A 21409-nucleotide genomic window follows, 5' to 3' on the forward strand; every position below is an offset into this window, starting at 1 on the left:
CGCTTACGTCCTGCTTCGTCGCTTGACATCCGGCTTGGCCGTGCGAAACCCTTCGATCACGCCCGCCACGGTCGTCATGCAGGCCTCGACGTCAAAATCCTCGCCCCAGCATTTTTGCAGCACAAAGCCCTGGAAGATCGCGATCAGGACGCGCGCGATCGCGTCCGCTCCGACGTCGCGCTTGATGAGGCCGTCATGCTGGCCGCGCTCGACCAGAGCGACGATCAGGGCGCGCGGCATGTCGATGCCTTCCACGACGCTGGTGCGGACGCGGCGGTTGCGCAGGGCCTCGGCCCAGCCATGAATACCGACGCGGCGGCGCGCTTCGCCGGCGGGATCGCCGAGCCATTGCGCGTAGACGCGGACCAGCGCGTGAAGTCCTTCGATCGGATCGCCCGATCCCTGCGCGACCGAGTTGAGCACGGCCTCGCGCCGGTGCCGGTCGTCGGCGAGCGCCTCGATCAAATCGTCCTTGCTCTGGAAGTAGAGATAGACCGCGCCGTGGCTCAGCCCGGATCGCTTCACGATATCGGCCATGCCGGTCTGGTGGAAGCCGTTGTCGGAGAAGCAGGCAAGGGCGGCTTCGAGGATCTGCTGCCGCCGGCTCTCGCGCTGCTTGTCGCTGATCTTGGGCATCGGGGGCGTCCATAAATAACTGACAGATCGATCGTTTTGGCTGTTGGCCGAAGCTGGCCTGCCGGAGGCCGGCTAAAATAAAAAACGATCAGTCAGTCACTTTTATTACCAAAGCGGATTTTGGTCAAGGTCCTGCCATCTGAGCCGGGAAAAAAGGAGGTCTATGCCGTTGTAACGCGTCGACAAGGCGACGCTGCGACCCCCGATCGCGCGCGGCTAGAACAGCCGCCCACCGTTCGGCACCGGCTTGCCCGGCTGCACCAGCACGACCTTGCCATCCGCATCGGGGAAGCCGAGCGTCAGCACCTCCGAGACGACCGGGCCGATCTGGCGCGGCGGGAAGTTCACGACGGCCGCGACCTGCTGCCCGACCAGCGTCTCGAGCGGATGGTTTTCGGTGATCTGCGCCGAGCTCTTGCGCACACCGATCGCCGGGCCGAAGTCGATCCACAGCCGCCAGGCCGGCTTGCGCGCCTCGGGGAACGGTTTTGCATCGACGATGGTGCCGACGCGGATGTCGACCGCGAGGAAGCTGTTGAAGTCGATGGTCGGCGAGGCCGTGGCGGCGGGATCGTGGGTGACGTGCATGCTGTGTCCGTTCGGAGAGCGAGGTTCGTTGGCAATATTGTCGCGCGAAGCGGAGTTTCGTACAACATGCGCACTTGACGATACGACGCATGCACGAGGGACGTCTTGCCCAACATCATCTATGGCATCAAGAACTGCGACACCATGAAGAAGGCGCGCGCCTGGCTCGACAGCCATGGCGTCGCGTATGAGTTCCACGACTACAAGGCGGCGGGCGTCGAGAAGGACAAGCTCAAGCAGTGGAGCGACAAGGCTGGTTGGGAAACGCTGCTCAATCGCGCCGGCACGACCTTCAAGAAGCTGCCCGATGCCGACAAGGAAGGCCTCACCGAGAAGAAGGCGTTGGCCTTGATGCTAGCGCAACCATCGATGATCAAGCGGCCGGTGCTCGAGGTCGGCGGCAAGCTGCTGGTCGGCTTCAAGCCGGAGATCTATGCCAAGGATATAAAGACCAAGTAGGTCGGCGCCCAATCGCGGTGAAACGTCGCGCTGATTCCTAGTTCAGCTCGACGATCTCGGTGGTGACGCCGGGCTGTTCGGCGAACTCGACCACGTCGGCCGCCGCGATGCGGCCGGGAGCGCGATGGAAGAGATCGCGGTCGATCACCGCGCGCAATTTCGGGCGCGGCAGCGCGTCATTTCCGCGCATCAGATTCTTGATCTCGAAGCCGCCGTCCTCGCAGAACGTCTTGAGCGAGGCGATGACGTGGCAGACCTTGCCATCGGTCTGGAACGGCAGCAGCAGGCGCTCATAGGCGACGACGCGTCCATAGATGTCGTCGACGTCGGCAACGCTGTAAACCGGAAGCCCGCGTGCCACGCATTCATGATAGATCGGCATCACGAAGGGCGCGAGCCGCGGTCCGATATAGTCGTCGAGCAGAACGCCCTTGCCGGTATGTCCATAGGCGCGAGAGATGCGCGTGCCTTCGCTCTGGATGGTGAGTCGCGGCGCCGGTGCAGAGATCTCCACCGTATAATAGATGAGATCGGACAGCTCTTCCTCGAGCCGCGCGGGCTGATACTCCCAGATCGCCGGTGCCATCTGCTCGCGCGCATAAAGTCGCAGCCACGTGTTGAGGAGATCACGCTGCCTGATCGACTTGACGACGGAAGGAGCGGCGCTTGCAAAATCCAAGACAATATTCCCGGCGCATAAAGCCCGCGCATGATGCCGCTTGCGGGAAAATTTTCTATGAAGGCTGGCGCGCGGGATGAAAGACCGTTAACGACGGCTTGATGACCGGTGCCTTGCGAACCGGGAGGCCGGGCAGGCACGACATCAAAACGCGTCCGACTAAGGGAGCATAAGCCTCCCGGCCGGAGACCTGATCTGCTCAGCTTTCCGCCTTGCCTAACCCCCGTCACCTCCGGCATATTCCGCGCCCGGAGGCGGCGTTCCGGGACAGGCTCCAAGGCCTCCGGAAAGCCGAAGCAACTAAGGACAGCCACGCGCATTTCGCGGGCAGGGGGAAATCTGTTTGGCCGATGAGTTCATTCTCGAAACGGAAGGCTTGACCAAGGAGTTCGCGGGCTTCTTCGCCGTCCGCGACGTTGCGCTCAAGGTTCGCCGTGGGAGCATTCACGCGTTGATCGGGCCGAACGGCGCCGGCAAGACGACGTGCTTCAATCTTTTGACCAAGTTCCTCAAGCCGTCGGCCGGGAAAATCCTGTACAAGGGACAGGACATCACCGCGATGGCGCCGGCTGACGTCGCCCGCATGGGGCTGGTCCGTTCATTCCAGATCTCGGCGGTATTTCCGCATCTCACCGCGCTGGAGAATGTTCGTGTCGCGCTTCAACGCCAGCACGGCAGCTCGTTCGATTTCTGGCGCTCCAAGTCCGTGCTCAACCGCTTCAACAACCGCGCGCTGGAACTGTTGAACGATGTCGGCCTCAGCGAGTTTGCCAATACGCCGGCGGTCGAGATGCCCTATGGACGCAAGCGCGCACTGGAGATCGCAACGACGCTCGCGCTCGACCCGGAGATGATGCTGCTGGACGAGCCGATGGCCGGCATGGGCCACGAGGACATCGACAAGATCGCGGCGCTGATCAAGCGCATCTCGGCCAAATATACCATCCTGATGGTCGAGCATAATCTGAGCGTCGTCGCCAATCTCTCCGACATCATCACCGTGCTGACGCGCGGGCAGGTGCTGGCGCAGGGCAATTACGCCGAGCTCACCAAGGACGAGCGCGTCAAGGAAGCGTATCTGGGAGCCGGTCATGCCTGAGACTGCAATCGCGGACGCTCCCGCAAAGGCCGCAACCGGCGGCAATATCCTCCAGGTCCGCAACCTGGAAGCCTGGTATGGCGAGTCGCACATCCTGCACGGGATCAATTTCGACGTGAACGCGGGCGAGGTCGTCACCCTGCTCGGGCGCAACGGCGCCGGCAAGACGACCACGCTGAAATCGATCATGGGCATCATCGGCAAGCGCACCGGCTCGGTGAAGTTCAACAACCAGGACATCATCCGCGCGACCTCCGACAAGATCGCGCGGATGGGTATCGCGTTCTGTCCGGAAGAACGCGGAATTTTCTCCAGTCTCGATGTGCGGGAGAATTTGCTGCTGCCGCCGGTGGTCCGCCCGGGCGGATTGCCGCTCGAGCAGATCTTCGATCTGTTTCCGAACCTGAAGGAACGTCTCAACAGCCAGGGCACCAAGCTCTCCGGCGGCGAGCAGCAGATGCTCGCGATCGCGCGCATCCTGCGCACCGGCGCGAGCTTCCTGATGCTGGACGAGCCGACCGAAGGTCTTGCGCCTGTCATCATACAGCAGATCGGCCACACCATTGCGCGGCTCAAGAAGGAGGGCTTCACCATCCTCCTTGTCGAGCAAAACTTCCGCTTCGCATCCACCGTCGCCGACCGTTATTACGTGGTCGAGCACGGCAAGATCATTGACGGATTTTCCAATTCGGAGCTTGCCGCCAACATGGACAAGCTCCACACCTATCTCGGCGTCTAGAACGGCCAGGACTCGAACGGCCAACAGAAAACGGCGAAGAGAAAATTCACAAGGGAAGTAGCATGAAGACAAAGTCGATTGCATCGTTTCTGCTCGGCACGGCGTTGGCCGTGACCGCCGCCGGCGCAGCCTTCGCGCAGGACAAGACCGTCAAGATCGGCGCGCTGTCCGATCAGTCCGGCCTCTACGCCGACCTCGGCGGACCGGGCTCGACCGTGGCCGCGCAGATGGCCGTTGAAGATTCCGGCCTCGCTGCGAAGGGCTGGAAGATCGACATCATCTCGGGCGATCACCAGAACAAGCCCGACATCGGCACCGCGATCGCGCGGCAGTGGTTCGACGTCGACAAGGTCGACGTCATCGTCGACGTGCCGAACTCCGGCGTGGCGCTCGCCGTCAACAACGTCATCAAGGAAAAGAACGGCGTCTACATCAACTCCGGTGCGGCGACCTCGGATCTGACCAACGCACAGTGCTCGCCCAACACCGTGCACTGGACCTACGACACCTACATGCTGGCCCACACCACGGGCCAGGCGCTGGTGAAGGCCGGTGGTGACTCCTGGTTCTTCCTGACCGCGGACTACGCCTTCGGTGCGGCGCTGGAGCGCGACACCACGGCCGTGGTCACCGCCAATGGCGGCAAGGTTGTCGGCGGCGTCAAGCATCCGCTGAACACGCCGGACTTCTCGTCCTTCCTGCTCCAGGCGCAGGCCTCCAAGGCCAAGATCATCGGCCTTGCCAACGCCGGTGGCGACACCACCAACACGATCAAGCAGGCGGCCGAGTTCGGTATCGTCAAGGGCGGCCAGAAGCTCGCGGCGCTGCTGCTGTTCCTCACCGACGTCAAGGCGATTGGTCTGGAGACCGCGCAGGGCCTCAACTTCACCGAGACCTTCTACTGGGACATGAACGACCAGACCCGCGCCTTCTCCAAGCGCTTCGCCGCGAAGATGAAGAACAATGCTCCGCCCACCATGGTGCAGGCCGGCGTCTATGCGGGCGTGCGTCACTATCTCAAGACGCTGGAAGCGCTCGGCGGCAATCCTCATGACGGCGTCAAGGTCGTCGAGAAGATGAAGTCGATGCCGACGGAGGACGATCTGTTCGGCAAGGGCGAGATCCAGCCCAACGGCCGTACCATCCACAACGCCTATCTGTTCGAGGTGAAGAAGCCCTCCGAGTCCAAGGGACCGTGGGACTTCTACAAGCTGGTCGGCACGGTGCCGGGCGATCAGGCCTTCACGCCGCTCTCCGAGAGCAAGTGCGCGCTGCTTAAGAAGTAAGACAATAGCCCGCAGGCCTTGAACCGGCCTGCGGGTGACTTTCAGGGGAACGCCGAAGGGACCGGGTGCGGGATCGATGCAGGCTCTTTACGCTCAGCTACTGGTAGGACTGATCAACGGCTCGTTCTACGCGCTGCTCAGTCTCGGGCTCGCCGTGATCTTCGGCATGCTCAACATCATCAATTTCGCCCATGGCGCGCTCTACATGATGGGTGCGTTCGTCGCCTATTTCCTGCTGAACCTCGGCGGCATCAACTACTGGTGGGCGCTGCTGCTGGCGCCCATCATCGTCGGCATCTTCGGCATGATCCTGGAACGGACCATGCTGCAATGGCTGACCGGGCTCGACCACCTCTACGGCCTGCTGCTGACCTTCGGCATCGCGCTGATCGTGCAGGGCGTGTTCCAGAACTATTTCGGCTCCTCCGGCCTGCCTTACGCCATTCCGGACCAGCTCAAGGGCGGCATGAATCTCGGCTTCATGTTCCTGCCGATCTACCGCGGCTGGGTCGTCATCTTCTCGCTGGTGGTGTGCATCGCCACCTGGTTCCTGATCGAGAAGACGCGGCTCGGTGCTTACCTGCGCGCCGCCACCGAAAACCCGACGCTGGTCCGCGCGTTCGGCATCAACGTGCCCCGCATGATCACGCTGACCTACGGTCTCGGTGTCGGACTTGCCGCGCTCGCCGGCGTGCTCTCGGCGCCGATCAACCAGGTGCGGCCGCTGATGGGCGCCGACCTCATCATCGTGGTGTTTGCGGTGGTCGTGATCGGCGGCATGGGATCGATCATGGGCTCCATCATCACCGGCTTTGCGCTCGGCGTGATCGAGGGCCTGACCAAATATTTTTACCCCGAGGCCTCTAACACCGTCGTCTTCGTGCTGATGGTGCTGGTGCTCTTGGTGAAGCCAACGGGATTGACGGGAAGGGCGGCCTGATATGACAGCCTTGACGGACGACACGCTGCCGGTAGCCCCGCGCGCCATTCGTGACGAGATGATCGTGTTCGTGGTGATGGCACTGCTGCTGGCCGCGGTGCCATTCAGCGGCATCTACCCGTTCTTCGTGATGCAGGCGCTGTGCTTCGCGCTGCTCGCCTGTGCCTTCAATCTTCTGATCGGCTATGGCGGCCTGCTGTCGTTCGGTCACGCGATGTTCCTCGGCACGGCCGGCTATTGCAGTGCGCATGCGCTGAAGGTGTGGGCGTTGCCGCCGGAGCTCGGCATCCTCGTCGGCATTGCTGCGGCTTTCGTGCTCTCGATCGTCACCGGGTACATCTCGATCCGCCGCCAGGGTATCTATTTCTCGATGATCACCCTGGCGCTGTCGCAGCTCCTGTACTTCATCTACCTCCAGGCGCCGTTCACCCATGGCGAGGACGGCATCCAGGGCATTCCGCAAGGGCGCATGTTCGGCTTGTTTGATCTGTCCAAGCCGACGGTGCTTTATTACGTCGTGCTGGTCGGCTTCCTCGCCGGCTTCCTGCTGATCTACCGCATCATCAACTCGCCGTTCGGCGAAGTCCTGAAGGCGATCCGCGAGAACGAGCCGCGTGCGATCTCGCTCGGTTACCGGACCGATCAATACAAGTTCCTGGCGTTCGTCCTGTCGGGCACGCTGGCGGGCTTTGCCGGCGCGCTGAAGGTGTTCGTGGCGCAGAATGCCTCGCTCACCGACGTACACTGGTCGATGTCCGGCGAAGTCGTGCTGATGACGCTGGTCGGTGGCCTCGGCACCATCTTCGGGCCCGTGATCGGCGCCTTCGCGATCATCGCGATGCAGCAATATCTGGCGGGTTTCGGCCAGTGGGTGACGGTGATTCAGGGCTCGATCTTCGTGATCTGCGTGCTCACCTTCCGCCGAGGCGTCATCGGCGAAATCGCGCATTACTTCCGGCGATCGCTCTAAGTAGTTGATTTTAAGTCAATTTACCTAGTGCGTGAAAGCGGTGGATGATCCGGTTCCGCGGGCGTGAGATGACACGCGCGCGGATCGAAAATGGTCTATGACAGTTTTGTGACGGCCCGTTCGGGCCGGGCCATTTCCAACCGGTAGTCTCTCCCCATGATGCGATGGTTTCGCGCTTTCCTGCCCAAGGAAGAACGGTTCTTCGACCTGTTCGACCGCCACGCCCAGACCGTGATCCAGGGCTCGATCGCGCTTCAGGGCATGCTCAACGGTGGCGAGGAGACGCCGGTCTACTGCCAGCGTGTCAATCAGTTCGAGAACGACGCCGACAACATCACCCGTGAGGTGCTGACGGCGGTGCGCCGCACTTTCATCACCCCTTTCGATCGCGGTGACATCAAGAATCTCATCACCTCGATGGACGATGCCATCGACCAGATGCAGCAGACCGCCAAGGCCGTGATGCTGTTCGAGGTCCGTACCTTCGAGCCGCCGATGCGGGAGATCGGCGCTCTTCTGATCGAATGCGCCAATCTGGTCGGCCGCGCGCTGCCGCTGATGCAGTCGATCGGCCCGAACGTCGCGATGCTGACCGCGATCACGGAGGAGCTGGGCAAGCTGGAGGGCCGGGTCGACGATCTCCATGACATCGGGCTGAAGGAATTGTTCCTCAAGCACCGTGACGGCAGCGCGATGGATTTCATCGTCGGCGTCGAGATCTACGACCATCTCGAGAAGGTGGCCGATCGCTTCGACGACGTCGCGAACGAGATCAACAGCATCGTCATCGAGCAGGTCTAGCGCATGATCCGGAAAAGTGTGCAGCGGCTTTCCTTCGCGACAAACGCGGAACGCGTTTGCGCGGAGATCATGCGCCGACTTTAAGGCGGGGGCCGCGCTGTGGATGCTGCGTTGGGTCTTCCCGTCCTGGTCGGACTGATCGCCGTCGCGCTGCTGTTCGACTTCCTGAACGGCCTGCACGACGCCGCCAATTCGATCGCGACCATCGTTTCGACCCGCGTGCTGCGGCCGCAATTCGCGGTATTCTGGGCCGCGTTCTTCAATTTCATCGCCTTCATGGTGTTCGGGCTGCACGTCGCCCAGACCATCGGCACCGGTATCATCGACCCCGCGGTCGTCGATGCCCAGGTGATCTTCGCGGCGCTCGTCGGCGCGATCGTCTGGAACCTCGTGACCTGGGGGCTCGGCATCCCGTCCTCCTCGTCGCACGCGCTGATCGGTGGGCTTGTCGGCGGCGGCATGGCCAAGGCGGGCATCTCGGCGGCGGTATGGAGCGGCCTGTCCAAGGCGGTGCTGGCGATCGTGCTGTCGCCGCTGGTCGGCTTCCTGTTGGCCATGATGCTGGTGGCGATCGTGTCCTGGCTCTCGGTGCGCTCGACGCCGTTCGCGGTCGACCGCGCCTTCCGCATCCTGCAATTCGCCTCCGCCTCGCTCTATTCGCTGGGACATGGCGGCAACGACGCGCAGAAGACGATGGGCATCATCGCCGTGCTGCTCTATTCGCAGGGCCATCTCGGCGGGGAATTCTCGGTGCCGTTCTGGGTGGTGCTGTCGTGCCAGGCCGCGATGGCGCTGGGCACGCTGATGGGCGGCTGGCGCATCGTCCGCACCATGGGCCTGCGCATCACGAAACTGACGCCGATGCAGGGGTTCTGTGCCGAGACCGGCGGCGCCGCGACGCTGTTCATGGCGACCTTCCTCGGCGTTCCCGTCTCGACCACGCATACGATCACCGGCGCGATCGTCGGCGTCGGCGCGGCCCGCCGCGTCTCCGCGGTGCGCTGGAACGTCGCAAGCTCGATCGTCTACGCCTGGGTGATCACCATCCCGGCCTCGGCCATCGTCGCGGCACTGACCTGGTGGGCGGTCCAGATCTTCAAGTAACCAGCTTCAGCCCGATGATGCCGGCGACGATCAACCCGATGCTGGCGAGGCGGAGTGCGGTGGCGGGCTCGCCGAACAGGACAATGCCCAGCGCCGCGGTGCCGACCGCGCCGATACCGGTCCAGACCGCATAGGCGGTTCCAATGGGCAGCGATTTGAGGGCGAGGCCGAGCAGGAGCACGCTACCGGCCATTGCCGCGAGCGTAAGGACGGACGGAACGAGCCTGGAAAAGCCTTCGGTGTATTTGAGCCCGATCGCCCAGCCGACTTCCAGGAGGCCAGCGACGAACAGGATGCTCCAGGCCATGACGACCCTCCATTCAAGGCAGGGTCGTCCCCGCGGCTGATGTGCTGATGAGCAGGAAGGCCGTCCTCCCCGGGAACGATATGGGGCTGGCCGAAGGGCTCCGCAATCACCAAATGAGGCTTGATCAGGCCCATTTTCCCTGCCAAACGCTCCCGCCATGTCCGACATCGCCATATCAGCCGACTCGCCGGCCCGTTCCCCGCTTGCCACCGAAGTGGCGCGGCGGCGCACCTTCGCGATCATCTCCCACCCGGACGCGGGCAAGACCACGCTGACCGAGAAGCTGCTGCTGTTCGGCGGTGCCATCAATCTCGCCGGCCAGGTCAAGGCCAAGGGCGAGCGGCGCAACACCCGTTCGGACTGGATGAAGATCGAGCGCGAGCGCGGCATCTCGGTCGTGACCTCGGTCATGACCTTCGAGTTCGAGGGCCTCGTGTTCAACCTCCTGGACACGCCGGGCCACGAGGACTTTTCGGAGGACACCTACCGGACGCTCACGGCCGTCGATTCCGCCGTCATGGTAATCGACGCCGCCAAGGGCATCGAGGCGCGCACCCGGAAGCTGTTCGAGGTCTGCCGCCTGCGCGACATCCCGATCATCACCTTCATCAACAAGATGGACCGCGAGAGCCGCGACGTCTTCGAACTGCTCGACGAGATCGAGAAGACGCTGGCGCTCGACACCACGCCGATGACCTGGCCGGTCGGCCGCGGCCGCGACTTCCTCGGCACCTATGACATCGCCAATGGCGGCGTGCGCCTGCTCGAAGGCGGCGGCGCCAAGACCGGCGCGGCACAGCAGATCGAGATCGCGGAGCTGGCCAAGCTCAACGCCAATCTCGACGTCTCCGCAGTGAAGGACGAGCTCGAGCTCGTCACCGAAGCGTCAAAACCGTTCGAGCTCGGCGCATTCCGCGAGGGCCATCTGACGCCGGTCTATTTCGGAAGCGCGCTGCGTAATTTCGGCGTCGGCGACCTTCTGGAAGGTCTCGGCAAGTTCGCGCCCGAGCCGCGCGCGCAGGAGAGCGACCAGCGCAAGGTCGAGGCGACCGACCCGCGCATGAGCGCCTTCGTGTTCAAGATCCAGGCGAACATGGATCCGAACCACCGCGACCGCATCGCCTTCGCGCGGCTATGCTCGGGAAAACTCAGCCGCGGCATGAAGGCCAAGCTGGTGCGTACCGGCAAGAGCATGCCGCTGTCGAGCCCGCAATTCTTCTTCGCGCAGGACCGCTCGGTGGCGGACGAAGCCTTCGCCGGCGACGTCGTCGGCATTCCCAATCACGGCACGCTGCGCATCGGCGACACGCTGACGGAGGGCGAGGATTTCACCTTCGTCGGCGTGCCGAGCTTTGCGCCGGAAATCGTCCGCCGGGTGCGTCTCACCGACGCGATGAAGGCGAAGAAGCTGAAGGAAGCGCTTCAGCAGATGTCGGAAGAGGGCGTGGTGCAGGTGTTCCGCCCGCGCGATGGTGCGCCGGCGCTGGTCGGCGTGGTCGGCGCGCTTCAGCTCGACGTGCTGAAGGCACGGCTCGAGGCTGAATATTCGCTGCCGGTCGAGTTCGAGGTCAGCGAGTTCCAGCTGGCGCGCTGGGTGTCGTCCGAGGATCGCAAGAAGCTCGACACCTTCATCGCCGCCAACACCTCGAGCATCGCCGACGATGTCGACGGTGATCCCGTGTACCTGGCGCGGAACGAGTTCTATCTCGGCTACGCCAGGGAGCGCGCCGAGGGAATCGAGTTCACCAACGTCAAGGACGTCAAGAAGAAGGGGTAGGGCGGGATCGCTGGTAGCCACGTTCTTGGCAGCCACACCTTCCGCTGTCATACCCCGGCTTGACCGGGGCATCCAGTACACCGCGGCCTCTCGATTCAACAACGACTGTCTCTGGAATACTGGGTCGCCCGGTCGAGCCGGGCGACGACACCGTGGTTGAACGCGAGCATGTGAACGCCGCCGGGCTTGACGCGTTCATGGACAATGCCACGTTTGTCCATGTGGCATTGCGAGTTCGCATCATGTGGCGCGGCATCCTCGTCTTTCTCTTGCTGGCAATATCGACGATCGCCGCCGACGCGCAGCGCCGCCAGATCAATCCGATCCCGTTTTCGCACGAGCCCTGCAGCGTGCTCGACGGCCGGCCCTGCACGCCGTACTATTGCAGCCCGCTCGAGCCCGGTCCCTGCATTCCCGAGATCGACTATCCCTACGGGGAGAACCTCCAGCTCACGATTCAGACCGTGCCGGCCGAGGCCGATCGCGCCAAGTATCAGAAGCCCGATCACGATCTGGATACGATCGGCGATCTCTTCGCCGAGCTGCGCACCTGCTGGTCGCCGCCGTCGGATCATGCGCGCGCGGGCATGCAGATGGCGGTGCGTTTCAGCTTCAACAAGGCGGGCGGCCTGATCGGTCCGCCGCGCCTGACTTATGCGACCGCGGGCGTTCCCGCCGATACGAGAACCACCTACCTCAACGCGATCAATTCATCGTTGAATGCCTGCCTGCCGCTGAAATTCACCAGCGGCCTAGGTGGTGCTCTGGCCGGACGGCCGATCGCGATCCGCTATGTCGACAATCGCGAGCTCGGCAAGTAGCGCATCAGTTGCGACCGGCTACCAATCGATGATACCTCAGAGGCGGGGGCTGCTTGTGGGGAGGATGTCGTGGGTCTGCTGGTCATGATCCTGGGGCTGGTGCTGTTTTTCGCGGCCCATGTTTTTACGACGAAACGCGAGGCGCGCGCGCAGGCGATCGCGAAGCTGGGCGAGGGGACCTACAAGATCCTCTATTCGGTGGTCTCGCTTGCGGGACTTGCACTGATCATCTGGGGCTTTTCCCATTATCGCAGCTCCGGCTGGATCGACGTCTGGTATCCGCCGAAGGCGATGAAGCACATCACGCTGGCGCTGATGCTGCCCGCGGTCATCCTGGTGGTCGCCTCATATCTGCGCGGCCGGATCTACGCGACGCTGAAGCATCCGATGCTGGCCGGCATCAAGCTGTGGGCGGCTGCGCATCTGCTCGCCAATGGCGACCTCGGCTCCATCATCCTATTCGGCTCGTTCCTGGGCTGGGCGGTGTATGACCGCATTACGCTGAAGCATCGCACCGATGGCGGCGGCCCGCCGATTCCGGTGGGCGGCGTCACCAACGATCTGATTGCGGTGGCTGTCGGCGTTGTCGCTTATCTGGCGCTCGCCTTTGCATTCCATCCGGTCGTGATCGGCGTTCCCGTCATGGGCACCTAGCCGGTCAGCACAAGACGGAACCTGGATGCCCATGGGCGGAAGGTAGCAAGAGCAACAAGCCGAGGCATTCCGATGGACTGGTCGCAATCACAGATCCCGCCGATGCGGCTCGAGGCGCGCTTTGGCGATCGGGTGGTGCCGGCGTTTTGCGACCGGCCGGAGAACCTGTGGGCGATGATCGCGGACGCTTGCGCCCGCAATGCCGAGGGCGAAGCGCTGATCTCGGGCAATGTGCGGCTGAGCTGGCGGCAGGCCGTCGAGCAGGCTGCACGGATCGCAGCCGGTTTTCGCAAGCTCGGCCTACAGCGCGGCGACCGCGTGGCGATCCTGCTCGGCAACCGCATCGAATTTCCGCTGCTGCTGTTTGCCGCCGCGCATGAGGGGCTGGTGACGGTGCTGCTCGGCACGCGCCAGCAGAAGCCGGAGATCGCCTATGTCCTCACCGATTGCGGCGCCAGGATCCTGATCCACGAAGCGGCGCTCGCCGAGCGGCTGCCCGATGCGCCGGACGTGCCCGATGTGATCCACCGTATCGCGATCGACAGCGATCCGGCGCTGTCGCGTTTCGCCGTGCTTGCCGACAATCCACCGGCACCCGCGCCGGTCGAGGTCGGCGAGGAGGACACGGCGATGATCCTCTACACCTCGGGCACGACGGGCAAGCCGAAGGGCGCCATGCTGGCCCATTGCAACATCGTCCATTCCTCGATGGTGTTCGTCTCCTGCCTGCAATTGACGGACGTGGACCGCTCGATCGCCGCGGTGCCGCTCGGTCACGTCACCGGCGTCGTCGCCAACATCACGACCATGATCCGCTGCGGCGGCGCGCTGATCATCATGCCGGAGTTCAAGGCCGCGGATTATCTCAAGCTCGCTGCGCGCGAGCGCGTGACCTACACGGTGATGGTGCCGGCGATGTACAATCTCTGCCTGCTCCAGCCCGATTTCGACAGCTACGACCTGTCGAGCTGGCGCATCGGTGGCTTCGGCGGCGCGCCGATGCCGGTCGCCACGATCGAAAAGCTCAAGGCGACGATTCCCGGCCTGAACCTCGCGAATTGCTACGGCTCGACCGAGACGACATCGCCCTCGACGATCATGCCGGGCGAATTGACGGCGAGCCATATCGACAGCGTCGGCTTGCCGTGTCCCGGTGCGCGCATCGTCGCGATGGGAGCGGATGGGCGCGAATTGCCCCATGGCGAGATCGGCGAGCTCTGGATCCAGAGCGGCTCCGTCATCAAGGGCTACTGGAACAACCCGAAGGCCACCGCCGAAAGTTTCACTGGCGGCTTCTGGCATTCCGGCGATCTCGGCTCGGTCGATGCGGAGGGGTTCGTCCGCGTGTTCGACCGGCAGAAGGACATGATCAATCGCGGCGGCCTGAAGATCTATTCGGCCGAGGTCGAGTCCGTGCTGGCCGGCCACCCCGCGGTGGTCGAGAGCGCGATCATCGCCAAGGCATGCCCGGTGCTGGGCGAGCGCGTCCACGCCGTGGTGGTGACGCGCGGGCCGGTCACCGACGCGGCCCTGCGGGCCTGGTGCGCTGAGCGGCTGTCCGACTACAAGGTCCCCGAGACCATGGCGATCACCGCCGAGCCGCTGCCGCGCAATGCCAATGGCAAGGTGTTGAAGCGGCAGCTGCGGGAGCTGCTGGGAGCCTGAGCCGGTAGGCGGTCACCGGGCTGTCCCGGGTGGTTAACGCCTTGATCGGGCTCGCTTTGCCTTGCCACCGCCATATCGTTAGGGTACCTCGCCGCCACGCGGGGACGGGATTCCTGACGCGAACGCTCTGGCGCGCGCACCCGGACGGGCATGGGATTAGCATAAGTGTCTGAATTATTTGACGAAGTCGACGAGGAAGTACGTCGCGAACAGCTCAAGAAGCTGTGGGAGAAGTATTCGATTGTCTTCATCGCCCTGATGGTGCTGATCGTGGCCGCCGTGGGCGGCTGGCGCGGCTACCAGTATCTGGAGGGCAAGAAGGCCGCCGAGGCCGGCGCTGCCTTCGAGAAGGCCGCTGAGCTGTCCGACCAGGACAAGCACGCCGAGGCCGAGGCCGCCTTCACCGAGCTCGCCGCCAAGGCTCCCTCGGGTTATCGCACCCTGGCGCGGCTGCGCGCTGCGGCCGAGGCCGGGCCCCGCGATCCCAAGGCTGCCGCCAAGATGTTTGACGATATCGCCGCTGATCGCAGCGTCGGCGGCGAGTGGCAGGACCTGGCGAAGATTCGTGCCGCCGGCTTGCTGGTCGACAGCGCGTCCTATGCCGACATGCAGCAGCGGCTGGAGTCCTCCGCCGCCCCCAAATCCACGTTCCGCCACAGCGCCCGCGAGTTGCTGGCGCTGTCGGCTTGGCGCAACAACGACATGACCGCGGCCCGCAAATGGCTCGATGCGATCGCCGAGGACGGCGAAACGCCGCCGGGCCTGCGCTCGCGCGCCGAGGCGCTCCAGGCTCTGTTGCCGCCCGTCGCCAAAAGCTGACGGCTCTCTGACTCGAACGAGACACCAAGATGCGCCGCACGCCACGCTTGATCGCAGCCGCCGTCCTGATCGCCTTCACGGGCGTCCTGGGCGGCTGCTCCAGCTTCGATCCAAGCGATATGCTCGACTTCCTCGACACCAAGAAGAAGCTGCCGGGTGACCGCAAGCCGGTCTTCCCGGGAGGCGTACCGGGCCTCGAGCAGGGCGTGCCGCGCGAGATGTACAAGGGCACGGCACAGCAGCAGCCGGATCCGAACGCGCCTGCCGTCGCGGCTCTGCCCACGGAGCCGCCGCCCGAGGCCAAGCCGGCCAAGGGCGCCAAGAAGAACACCAGGCAGCCGTCCGCGGCCGCGCCGGCCGAGGCGCCTGCCGGTGAGGTCGATGGTGAGGCCCAGCCGGAGGCCGCGCCGCCCACAGCCGCTCCGGCGCCCAAGCAGAAGATCGTCCGCAGGCGCACCACCGCGCCGCCGCCGGATCAACCCGTCCAGCAGACGCAACCGACCCAGACCACGCAGCAGCAGTCGCAGGGCGCTTTCCCGGCGCCGATGCCGAGCGGCAGCTTCTCGCGCTAATTGTTTCATTGCATTGACAGGCGCAGCTCTCGCAGCGCACGAATGACCGATGTCCTTCACGATTGCCATCATCGGCCGACCCAATGTCGGCAAGTCGACGCTGTTCAACCGCCTGGTTGGGCAGAAGCTGGCGCTCGTCGATGACCTGCCGGGCGTCACCCGCGACCGCCGCGAGGGTGATGCCAGGCTCGGCGATCTCGAATTCACCATCATCGACACAGCCGGTCTCGACGAGGGCGCCAAGGGCTCCCTGACCGCGCGCATGCAGGAGCAGACCGAGGCCGCGATCGCTCAAGCGGACGCGCTGTTCTTCGTCATCGATGCCCGCATCGGACTGACGCCCACCGATCGCGCCTTCGCCGATTTCGCCCGCAAGGCCAACAAGCCGGTGCTGCTGGTCGCCAACAAGAGCGAAGGCAAGCATGGCGATGCCGGCGCGATGGAGTCGTTTGCGCTCGGCCTCGGCGATCCCATCCAGATCTCGGCCGAGCACGGCGAGGGCATGGGCGAGCTCTATGATGCCCTTAGAGAGTTGATGCCGGAGCCCGTCGACGAAGACGAGAACGAGGACGAGGACGACGCGCCGCTCTCCGAGGAGGAGGCTGCGACGCGTCCGATCCGGGTCGCCATCGTCGGCCGGCCCAATGCCGGCAAGTCGACGCTGATCAACCATCTGCTCGGCGAGGAGCGCCTGCTGACGAGCCCGGAGGCCGGCACGACGCGTGATTCCATCGCGGTCGAGATCAACTGGAAGGGCCGTGATTTTCGCGTGTTCGACACCGCAGGATTGCGGCGGCGCTCGCGTATCGAGGAGAAGCTCGAAAAGCTCTCGGTCGCCGATGCGTTGCGCGCGGTTCGCTTTGCCGAGGTCGTCGTGCTGATGATGGACACGCAGAACCGCTTTGAGGAGCAGGATCTGCGCATCGCCGATCTGATCGAGCGCGAGGGCCGCGCGGTCGTGCTCGCCGTCAACAAATGGGACCTGATGGAGACCAAGGGCGGCGGCGCGATCTCGACTCTGCGCCGCGACGCCGATCATTGGCTGCCGCAGGTCAAGGGCGTGCCGATCGTCGCCGTTTCCGGCCTGATGGGCGAGGGCATCGACCGCCTGATGCAGGCGATCCAGGACGCCTACGCGGTCTGGAACAGGCGCGTGCCGACGTCCGCGCTAAATCGCTGGTTCGAGCAGGCGGTCCAGGCCAATCCGCCGCCCGCGGTGTCCGGCCGCCGCCTGAAGCTGAACTACATCACGCAGAACAAGGCCCGTCCGCCGAGTTTTGTGCTGTTCTGCTCGCGCGCGGACGCGGTGCCGCAGTCCTATCTGCGCTACCTGACCAATTCCATGCGCGAGACGTTCGAGCTGCCGGGTACGCCGGTGCGCATCACCTTGCGCGAGAAAGCCAACCCCTTCGCCCACAAGCGCAAGCGGCCGTCGTGAGCAACGATGCCGGCGAGGCGATGGCGCAGGGCGCAGCGCCGGTCCGGCGCGGTGCGGTCGCCTTCATCTTCGTCACCATCCTGCTCGACATGCTCGCGCTCGGCGTGATCATGCCGATCCTGCCGAAGCTGATCGAGAGCTTCGTCGACAACGACACCGCGCATGCGGCCCGCATCTTCGGCCTGTTCGGCACCGCATGGGCGCTGATGCAGTTCGTGTTCTCGCCGGTGCTCGGCGCGCTGTCGGATCGCTTCGGACGGCGGCCGGTAGTGCTGCTGTCGAATTTCGGGCTTGCGGCCGATTATGTGCTGATGGCGCTGGCGCCCTCGCTGGTCTGGCTGTTCGTCGGCCGCGTGATCTCCGGCATCACCTCGGCGAGCATTTCGACAGCCTTTGCCTATATCGCCGACATCACGCCGCCGGAGCGGCGCGCGGCGGTCTTCGGCAGGATCGGGGCGGCCTTCGGTGCCGGCTTCATCCTCGGCCCCGCGCTTGGCGGTTTGCTCGGCGATATCGATCCGCGGCTGCCGTTCTGGGCCTCGGCCGCCCTCAGCTTCGCCAATGCGCTCTATGGGCTCTTCGTCCTTCCGGAATCGCTGGCATCCGACAAACGCGCGCCGTTCCGCTGGGCGAGCGCCAATCCGGTCGGGGCGCTGCACCTGCTGCGGTCCAACGCGGCGCTGGCCGCGATGTCCGTCGTCAATTTCATTGCGCAGGTCGCGCATGTCGTGCTGCCGTCGACCTTCGTGCTCTATGCGACCTATCGTTACGGCTGGGATTCCAAGACCGTCGGACTGACCCTCGCGATGGTCGGCATCTGCGCCATGGTGGTGCAGGGGCTCGCCATCGGTCCGATCGTGCGCGTGCTCGGCGAGCGGAACGCGCTGGTGCTCGGCCTGTGCTGTGGCGCGATCGGGTTCGTGATCTTCGGCGCTGCGCCGACCGGCCCGCTGTTCTGGATCGGCATTCCCGTGATGTCGCTGTGGGGTATCTCGGGTGCCGCCATGCAATCCTTGATGACGCGGCTGGTCGCGCCCGATCAGCAGGGCCAGTTGCAGGGCGCGACCGCGAGCGTGCAGAGCGTGTCGCAGCTCGTCGGGCCGTTCCTGTTCACGCTGACGTTTTCCTATTTCATCGGCGCCAGCGCGCCTTGGCATCTGCCCGGCGCGCCGTTCCTGCTTGCGGCGGTCCTGATGGTGGTGTGCGTGGCGATCGCGATGCGGACGCTGGCGACCACGAAGACGGTCTCGTAGCAAGAGCCGTAGGGCGGATTAGCGAAGCGTAATCCGCCATCTTGCCCAACGCCGGAGAAGAGGTGGGTTACGCCAGCGAACTGCGCTTCGCGCAGTCGCAGGGCTAACCCACCCTACGAACTGAAACGCAAATGCCCGGGTCTTGCCCGGGCATCACGTCGTGGAGGTGTGCGTGACCGCTACGCGGTCACTTCTTCAACAGCGGACATTCGCTGTCCTTGAGCGGCTTGGCCGCGTCTTCGGCCGCGATCGTGGCGATCTGCTTGTAGTAGTCCCACGGGCCCTTCGACTCCTCGGGCTTCTTCACCTCGAACAGATAGGCCGGGATGAGGCGGCGTCCGTCCGCGCGCAGCGGGCCGTTGCCGAACAGCGGATCGTCGGTCGGCAGCTCCTTCATCTTGGCGACTACCTTGGCGCCGTCATGCGGGTTGCCGCCGAGCGCTTCCATCGCCTTGAGATAGTGCAGCACCATCGCGTAGTTGCCAGCCTGGGTCATCGACGGCATCGCGTTCTTGCTGGCCAGTGCGGCGAAGCGCTTCGACCAGGCGCGGGTCTGCTCGTTCATGTCCCAGTAGAAGGACTCGGTGAAGGTCAGGCCCTGCGCGGTCTTCAGCCCCAGCGAATGCACGTCATTGATGAACAGCAGCAGCGCCGCGAGCTTCTGCCCGCCCGACACGATGCCGAATTCCGCCGCCTGCTTGATCGAGTTCGTGGTGTCGCCGCCGGCATTGGCGAGGCCGACCACCTTGGCCTTCGACGATTGCGCCTGCAGCAGGAACGACGAGAAGTCCGAGCTGTTGATCGGATGCTTGACGCTGCCCAGCACCTTGCCGCCATTCGCCGTCACGACGGCCGTGGTGTCGCGTTCCAGCGCGTGGCCGAAGGCATAATCAGCGGTAAGAAAGAACCAGGTGTCGCCGCCGGCCTTGGTCAGCGCCTTACCGGTGCCGTTGGCCAGCATGTAGGTGTCGTAAGTATAGGAGATCGTGTTCGGCGTGCAGGCCTTGCCGGTCAAGTCGGCAGAGGCCGCGCCTGAATTCAGCAGCACCGCGTTCTTTTCCTTGACGAGGTTGCTGACCGCGAGCGCGACGCCGGAGTTCGGCGTATCGGCGATCGCATCGACCTTCTCGTTGTCGATCCACTGCCGGGCGATATTGACGCCGACGTCCGGCTTGTTCTGGTGATCGCCGCTCAGCACGTCGATCTTCCAGCCCTTCTTGAGCAGGCCGGAATCCTCGACGGCCATCTTGATTGCGACCACGGAGTTGGGGCCGCCGATGTCGGCATAAAGGCTCGACATGTCGTTCAACACGCCGATCTTGACGGTCTTGTCCTGCGCGTAGGCGGATGTTGCAAAACCGAAGGTGGCACAGGCCAGAAGGGCCGCATAGCGGCGCGCGAGCGTCGTCGTCATAAAAGGTTTCCTCCATTGTCAAATATGCGGACGGCTCTCTTGCGGAGCCTTGTTCCGGCTGATCGCTCTACCGTGTCCCACGGCCGGCGGCAATGCGCCTAAAGCCGGATGACGCTGCGTCGAAGCGTCATCCGTCGGTTAACTTTTGAGCAAAGTGTGTTGAGACGCTATTTGAGCGCGTCCGACGTCAGCTTGAATTTCTGGATGCGCTTTCCGGTGTCGACCTCGGCGGTATAGACGTTACCCTTGGCGTCGATCGCCATCGCGTGCACCCAGTGGAATTGCCCGGCATTGCGGCCGTTGTGCCCGAAGCTGCCGACCACGCTGCCGTCGTCGCGCTTGATCACCCTGATCTCGTTGTTCTCGCCGTCGGCGCTGAGTAGCCAGGTCTGCTTCGGATCGGGCCAGATCGCGATATCCCATACCGCGCCGTTGCCGAGCGTGTTCTTCTCGAAGAAGAACTCCTTCACGAAGGAGCCGTCCTTCCTGAACACCTGGATGCGGTTGTTGATGCGGTCGCAGACATAGACGAGGCCGTCATTGGCGAGCTTCACGCAGTGGACGGGATTTCCGAATTGCTGGGCGACCGGCGCCTTGGGATCGTAGGCCGCCTGCTTGGTGTCATCTGGCTTGTTGCCATAGGCGCCCCAGTGCCGCTTGTAGGCGAGCGTCGTCGCGTCGAACACGATCACGCGGCGGTTGCCATAGCCGTCGGCGACGTAGATTTCGTTCGTATCCTTGTCGATCGCGGTTTCCGCGGGTTTGCCGAGCTGCGTCGTGTCGTTGCTGCCGAGGCTCGGCGCGATCTTGCCGATCTGCGCGACGAACTTGCCGTCGAGCGTGAACTTCAGGATGGCGTTGTCATTGTCGGCATTGCCGCCGACCCAGACGAAGCCGCGTTCGTCGACCTCGATGCCGTGCTCGCGTCCGACCCATTCATAACCTTCGCCCGGACCGCCCCAGGACCGGAGCAGATTGCCGTCGGTGTCGAATTCGAGAACGGGCGGCGCCGAAACGCAGCACTTCGAGCGCGGCGGGTTGAGGCTCGCACCTTTCTCGTCGTCGGTGAGCGAGCGCGGGCGATGGATGACCCAGATGTGGCCCTGCCAATCGACGGTGATGCCGCCGACCTGGCCGAGAATCCAGTTGTTCGGCAATTGCTTTGGCCAGGACGGATCGACCGCAAAGGTCGGGACGTCGCCGGCGCTTGCCGGGCCCGGAAGCAGAAACGCAATGGCTGCGATGAGGATGGAGAAGGCGTGAGAGACGTTTGCGAGCGCACGCGTAAAGCTTGCGCGATCATGCCATGGTGCCATGGCGACCTCCCTTTCTTGGCTTGCGGCTTGCTGCCGCTTGAGCAGCGGCAGTCAATCGCGGGGAGGCACTTG

The 21409-nt window shown here is 64.1% G+C and carries 22 protein-coding genes; 16 read left to right on the plus strand and 6 right to left on the minus strand.

What is annotated here, in order from left to right; all coding sequences use genetic code 11:
* Positions 1 to 3: 3 nt before the first annotated feature.
* A complete protein-coding gene (locus NLM25_RS20705; protein WP_254138187.1) occupies positions 4 to 636 on the minus strand; it encodes a TetR/AcrR family transcriptional regulator in 633 nt (210 codons plus the stop codon).
* Between the two features lie 216 nt (positions 637 to 852).
* Positions 853 to 1224 (minus strand): tRNA-binding protein, encoded by a 372-nt coding sequence (locus NLM25_RS20710; protein ID WP_254118691.1) that lies wholly within the window; start codon positions 1222 to 1224, stop codon positions 853 to 855.
* Positions 1225 to 1329: 105 nt separating this feature from the next.
* On the opposite strand from NLM25_RS20710, the gene NLM25_RS20715 reads away from it, so the two are divergent.
* Complete coding sequence (locus NLM25_RS20715; RefSeq protein WP_254118692.1) at positions 1330 to 1683, plus strand: ArsC family reductase; 354 nt, start codon at positions 1330 to 1332, stop codon at positions 1681 to 1683.
* Positions 1684 to 1720: 37 nt separating this feature from the next.
* Here NLM25_RS20715 and NLM25_RS20720 read toward each other — a convergent pair whose 3' ends face one another.
* Entirely contained in the window at positions 1721 to 2362 is a 642-nt protein-coding gene (locus NLM25_RS20720; protein ID WP_254138188.1) for a hypothetical protein, read from the minus strand.
* A 343-nt stretch (positions 2363 to 2705) separates the two neighbouring features.
* Between NLM25_RS20720 and NLM25_RS20725 the strand changes: the two genes are divergently transcribed.
* From NLM25_RS20725 to NLM25_RS20755, 7 genes are all read left to right on the plus strand, one after another.
* Complete coding sequence (locus tag NLM25_RS20725; protein WP_254118694.1) at positions 2706 to 3461, plus strand: ABC transporter ATP-binding protein; 756 nt, start codon at positions 2706 to 2708, stop codon at positions 3459 to 3461.
* Positions 3454 to 4200: an ABC transporter ATP-binding protein gene (locus NLM25_RS20730; protein ID WP_254138189.1), complete on the plus strand. Its 747-nt coding sequence runs from the start codon at positions 3454 to 3456 to the stop codon at positions 4198 to 4200. The genes NLM25_RS20725 and NLM25_RS20730 overlap by 8 nt, the downstream gene beginning before the upstream one ends.
* A 62-nt stretch (positions 4201 to 4262) precedes the next feature.
* Positions 4263 to 5486 (plus strand): ABC transporter substrate-binding protein, encoded by a 1224-nt coding sequence (locus NLM25_RS20735; protein WP_254118696.1) that lies wholly within the window; start codon positions 4263 to 4265, stop codon positions 5484 to 5486.
* Positions 5487 to 5562: 76 nt separating this feature from the next.
* Complete coding sequence (locus NLM25_RS20740; protein WP_028149745.1) at positions 5563 to 6426, plus strand: branched-chain amino acid ABC transporter permease; 864 nt, start codon at positions 5563 to 5565, stop codon at positions 6424 to 6426.
* Between the two features lies 1 nt (position 6427).
* A complete protein-coding gene (locus NLM25_RS20745; RefSeq protein ID WP_254138190.1) occupies positions 6428 to 7396 on the plus strand; it encodes a branched-chain amino acid ABC transporter permease in 969 nt (322 codons plus the stop codon).
* 156 nt (positions 7397 to 7552) lie between these two features.
* Complete coding sequence (locus tag NLM25_RS20750; RefSeq protein ID WP_254118698.1) at positions 7553 to 8197, plus strand: DUF47 domain-containing protein; 645 nt, start codon at positions 7553 to 7555, stop codon at positions 8195 to 8197.
* 99 nt (positions 8198 to 8296) lie between these two features.
* Positions 8297 to 9301, plus strand: coding sequence for an inorganic phosphate transporter (locus NLM25_RS20755; protein ID WP_254118699.1), 1005 nt, complete (start codon positions 8297 to 8299; stop codon positions 9299 to 9301).
* On the opposite strand, the gene sugE is transcribed toward NLM25_RS20755, so the two are convergent.
* Positions 9294 to 9608 (minus strand): quaternary ammonium compound efflux SMR transporter SugE, encoded by a 315-nt coding sequence (gene sugE / locus NLM25_RS20760; RefSeq protein WP_254118700.1) that lies wholly within the window; start codon positions 9606 to 9608, stop codon positions 9294 to 9296. The genes NLM25_RS20755 and sugE overlap by 8 nt on opposite strands.
* A 157-nt stretch (positions 9609 to 9765) precedes the next feature.
* Here sugE and NLM25_RS20765 point away from each other — a divergent pair, with 157 nt between their 5' ends.
* The 8 genes from NLM25_RS20765 (at position 9766) to NLM25_RS20800 (ending at position 18607) form a co-directional block, all read left to right on the plus strand.
* Positions 9766 to 11385 (plus strand): peptide chain release factor 3, encoded by a 1620-nt coding sequence (locus NLM25_RS20765; protein ID WP_254138191.1) that lies wholly within the window; start codon positions 9766 to 9768, stop codon positions 11383 to 11385.
* Positions 11386 to 11627: 242 nt separating this feature from the next.
* Complete coding sequence (locus NLM25_RS20770; RefSeq protein ID WP_254141227.1) at positions 11628 to 12206, plus strand: hypothetical protein; 579 nt, start codon at positions 11628 to 11630, stop codon at positions 12204 to 12206.
* Between the two features lie 69 nt (positions 12207 to 12275).
* The gene (locus tag NLM25_RS20775) at positions 12276 to 12860 is read left to right on the plus strand and encodes an NnrU family protein (RefSeq protein WP_254118702.1); all 585 of its coding nucleotides are present in this window, start codon (positions 12276 to 12278) and stop codon (positions 12858 to 12860) included.
* 72 nt (positions 12861 to 12932) lie between these two features.
* Positions 12933 to 14525 carry a class I adenylate-forming enzyme family protein gene (locus NLM25_RS20780; RefSeq protein WP_254138192.1) on the plus strand — a complete coding sequence of 531 codons (1593 nt, stop codon included), beginning with the start codon at positions 12933 to 12935 and terminating at the stop codon, positions 14523 to 14525.
* A gap of 165 nt (positions 14526 to 14690) precedes the next feature.
* On the plus strand, positions 14691 to 15344 hold the full coding sequence (locus NLM25_RS20785) for a tetratricopeptide repeat protein (protein WP_254118704.1): 654 nt from the start codon (positions 14691 to 14693) through the stop codon (positions 15342 to 15344).
* 29 nt (positions 15345 to 15373) lie between these two features.
* Entirely contained in the window at positions 15374 to 15916 is a 543-nt protein-coding gene (locus NLM25_RS20790) for a hypothetical protein (RefSeq protein ID WP_254138193.1), read from the plus strand.
* Positions 15917 to 15965: 49 nt separating this feature from the next.
* Entirely contained in the window at positions 15966 to 17354 is a 1389-nt protein-coding gene (gene der / locus NLM25_RS20795; RefSeq protein WP_254138194.1) for a ribosome biogenesis GTPase Der, read from the plus strand.
* Positions 17351 to 18607 carry a TCR/Tet family MFS transporter gene (locus tag NLM25_RS20800; protein ID WP_254138195.1) on the plus strand — a complete coding sequence of 419 codons (1257 nt, stop codon included), beginning with the start codon at positions 17351 to 17353 and terminating at the stop codon, positions 18605 to 18607. The genes der and NLM25_RS20800 overlap by 4 nt, the downstream gene beginning before the upstream one ends.
* 187 nt (positions 18608 to 18794) lie before the next feature.
* Here NLM25_RS20800 and NLM25_RS20805 read toward each other — a convergent pair whose 3' ends face one another.
* Both NLM25_RS20805 and NLM25_RS20810 read right to left on the minus strand, forming a co-directional pair.
* Complete coding sequence (locus NLM25_RS20805) at positions 18795 to 20021, minus strand: ABC transporter substrate-binding protein (protein WP_254118708.1); 1227 nt, start codon at positions 20019 to 20021, stop codon at positions 18795 to 18797.
* Positions 20022 to 20188: 167 nt separating this feature from the next.
* A complete protein-coding gene (locus NLM25_RS20810) occupies positions 20189 to 21337 on the minus strand; it encodes a hypothetical protein (RefSeq protein WP_254138196.1) in 1149 nt (382 codons plus the stop codon).
* Between the last annotated feature and the right edge of the window lie 72 nt (positions 21338 to 21409).

The organism is Bradyrhizobium sp. CCGB01, assembly GCF_024199795.1.
Lineage (GTDB): Bacteria > Pseudomonadota > Alphaproteobacteria > Rhizobiales > Xanthobacteraceae > Bradyrhizobium.

Coding starts and splice junctions, on each gene's coding strand:
- NLM25_RS20735 (WP_254118696.1), top strand. CDS start 4,263: ATGAAGACAAAGTCGATTGCATCGTTTCTGCTCGGCACGGCGTTGGCC.
- NLM25_RS20790 (WP_254138193.1), top strand. CDS start 15,374: ATGCGCCGCACGCCACGCTTGATCGCAGCCGCCGTCCTGATCGCCTTC.
- NLM25_RS20770 (WP_254141227.1), top strand. CDS start 11,628: ATGTGGCGCGGCATCCTCGTCTTTCTCTTGCTGGCAATATCGACGATC.
- sugE (WP_254118700.1), bottom strand. CDS start 9,608: ATGGCCTGGAGCATCCTGTTCGTCGCTGGCCTCCTGGAAGTCGGCTGG.
- NLM25_RS20730 (WP_254138189.1), top strand. CDS start 3,454: ATGCCTGAGACTGCAATCGCGGACGCTCCCGCAAAGGCCGCAACCGGC.
- NLM25_RS20750 (WP_254118698.1), top strand. CDS start 7,553: ATGATGCGATGGTTTCGCGCTTTCCTGCCCAAGGAAGAACGGTTCTTC.
- NLM25_RS20780 (WP_254138192.1), top strand. CDS start 12,933: ATGGACTGGTCGCAATCACAGATCCCGCCGATGCGGCTCGAGGCGCGC.
- NLM25_RS20745 (WP_254138190.1), top strand. CDS start 6,428: ATGACAGCCTTGACGGACGACACGCTGCCGGTAGCCCCGCGCGCCATT.
- NLM25_RS20705 (WP_254138187.1), bottom strand. CDS start 636: ATGCCCAAGATCAGCGACAAGCAGCGCGAGAGCCGGCGGCAGCAGATC.
- NLM25_RS20710 (WP_254118691.1), bottom strand. CDS start 1,224: ATGCACGTCACCCACGATCCCGCCGCCACGGCCTCGCCGACCATCGAC.
- der (WP_254138194.1), top strand. CDS start 15,966: ATGTCCTTCACGATTGCCATCATCGGCCGACCCAATGTCGGCAAGTCG.
- NLM25_RS20810 (WP_254138196.1), bottom strand. CDS start 21,337: ATGGCACCATGGCATGATCGCGCAAGCTTTACGCGTGCGCTCGCAAAC.
- NLM25_RS20805 (WP_254118708.1), bottom strand. CDS start 20,021: ATGACGACGACGCTCGCGCGCCGCTATGCGGCCCTTCTGGCCTGTGCC.
- NLM25_RS20765 (WP_254138191.1), top strand. CDS start 9,766: ATGTCCGACATCGCCATATCAGCCGACTCGCCGGCCCGTTCCCCGCTT.
- NLM25_RS20740 (WP_028149745.1), top strand. CDS start 5,563: ATGCAGGCTCTTTACGCTCAGCTACTGGTAGGACTGATCAACGGCTCG.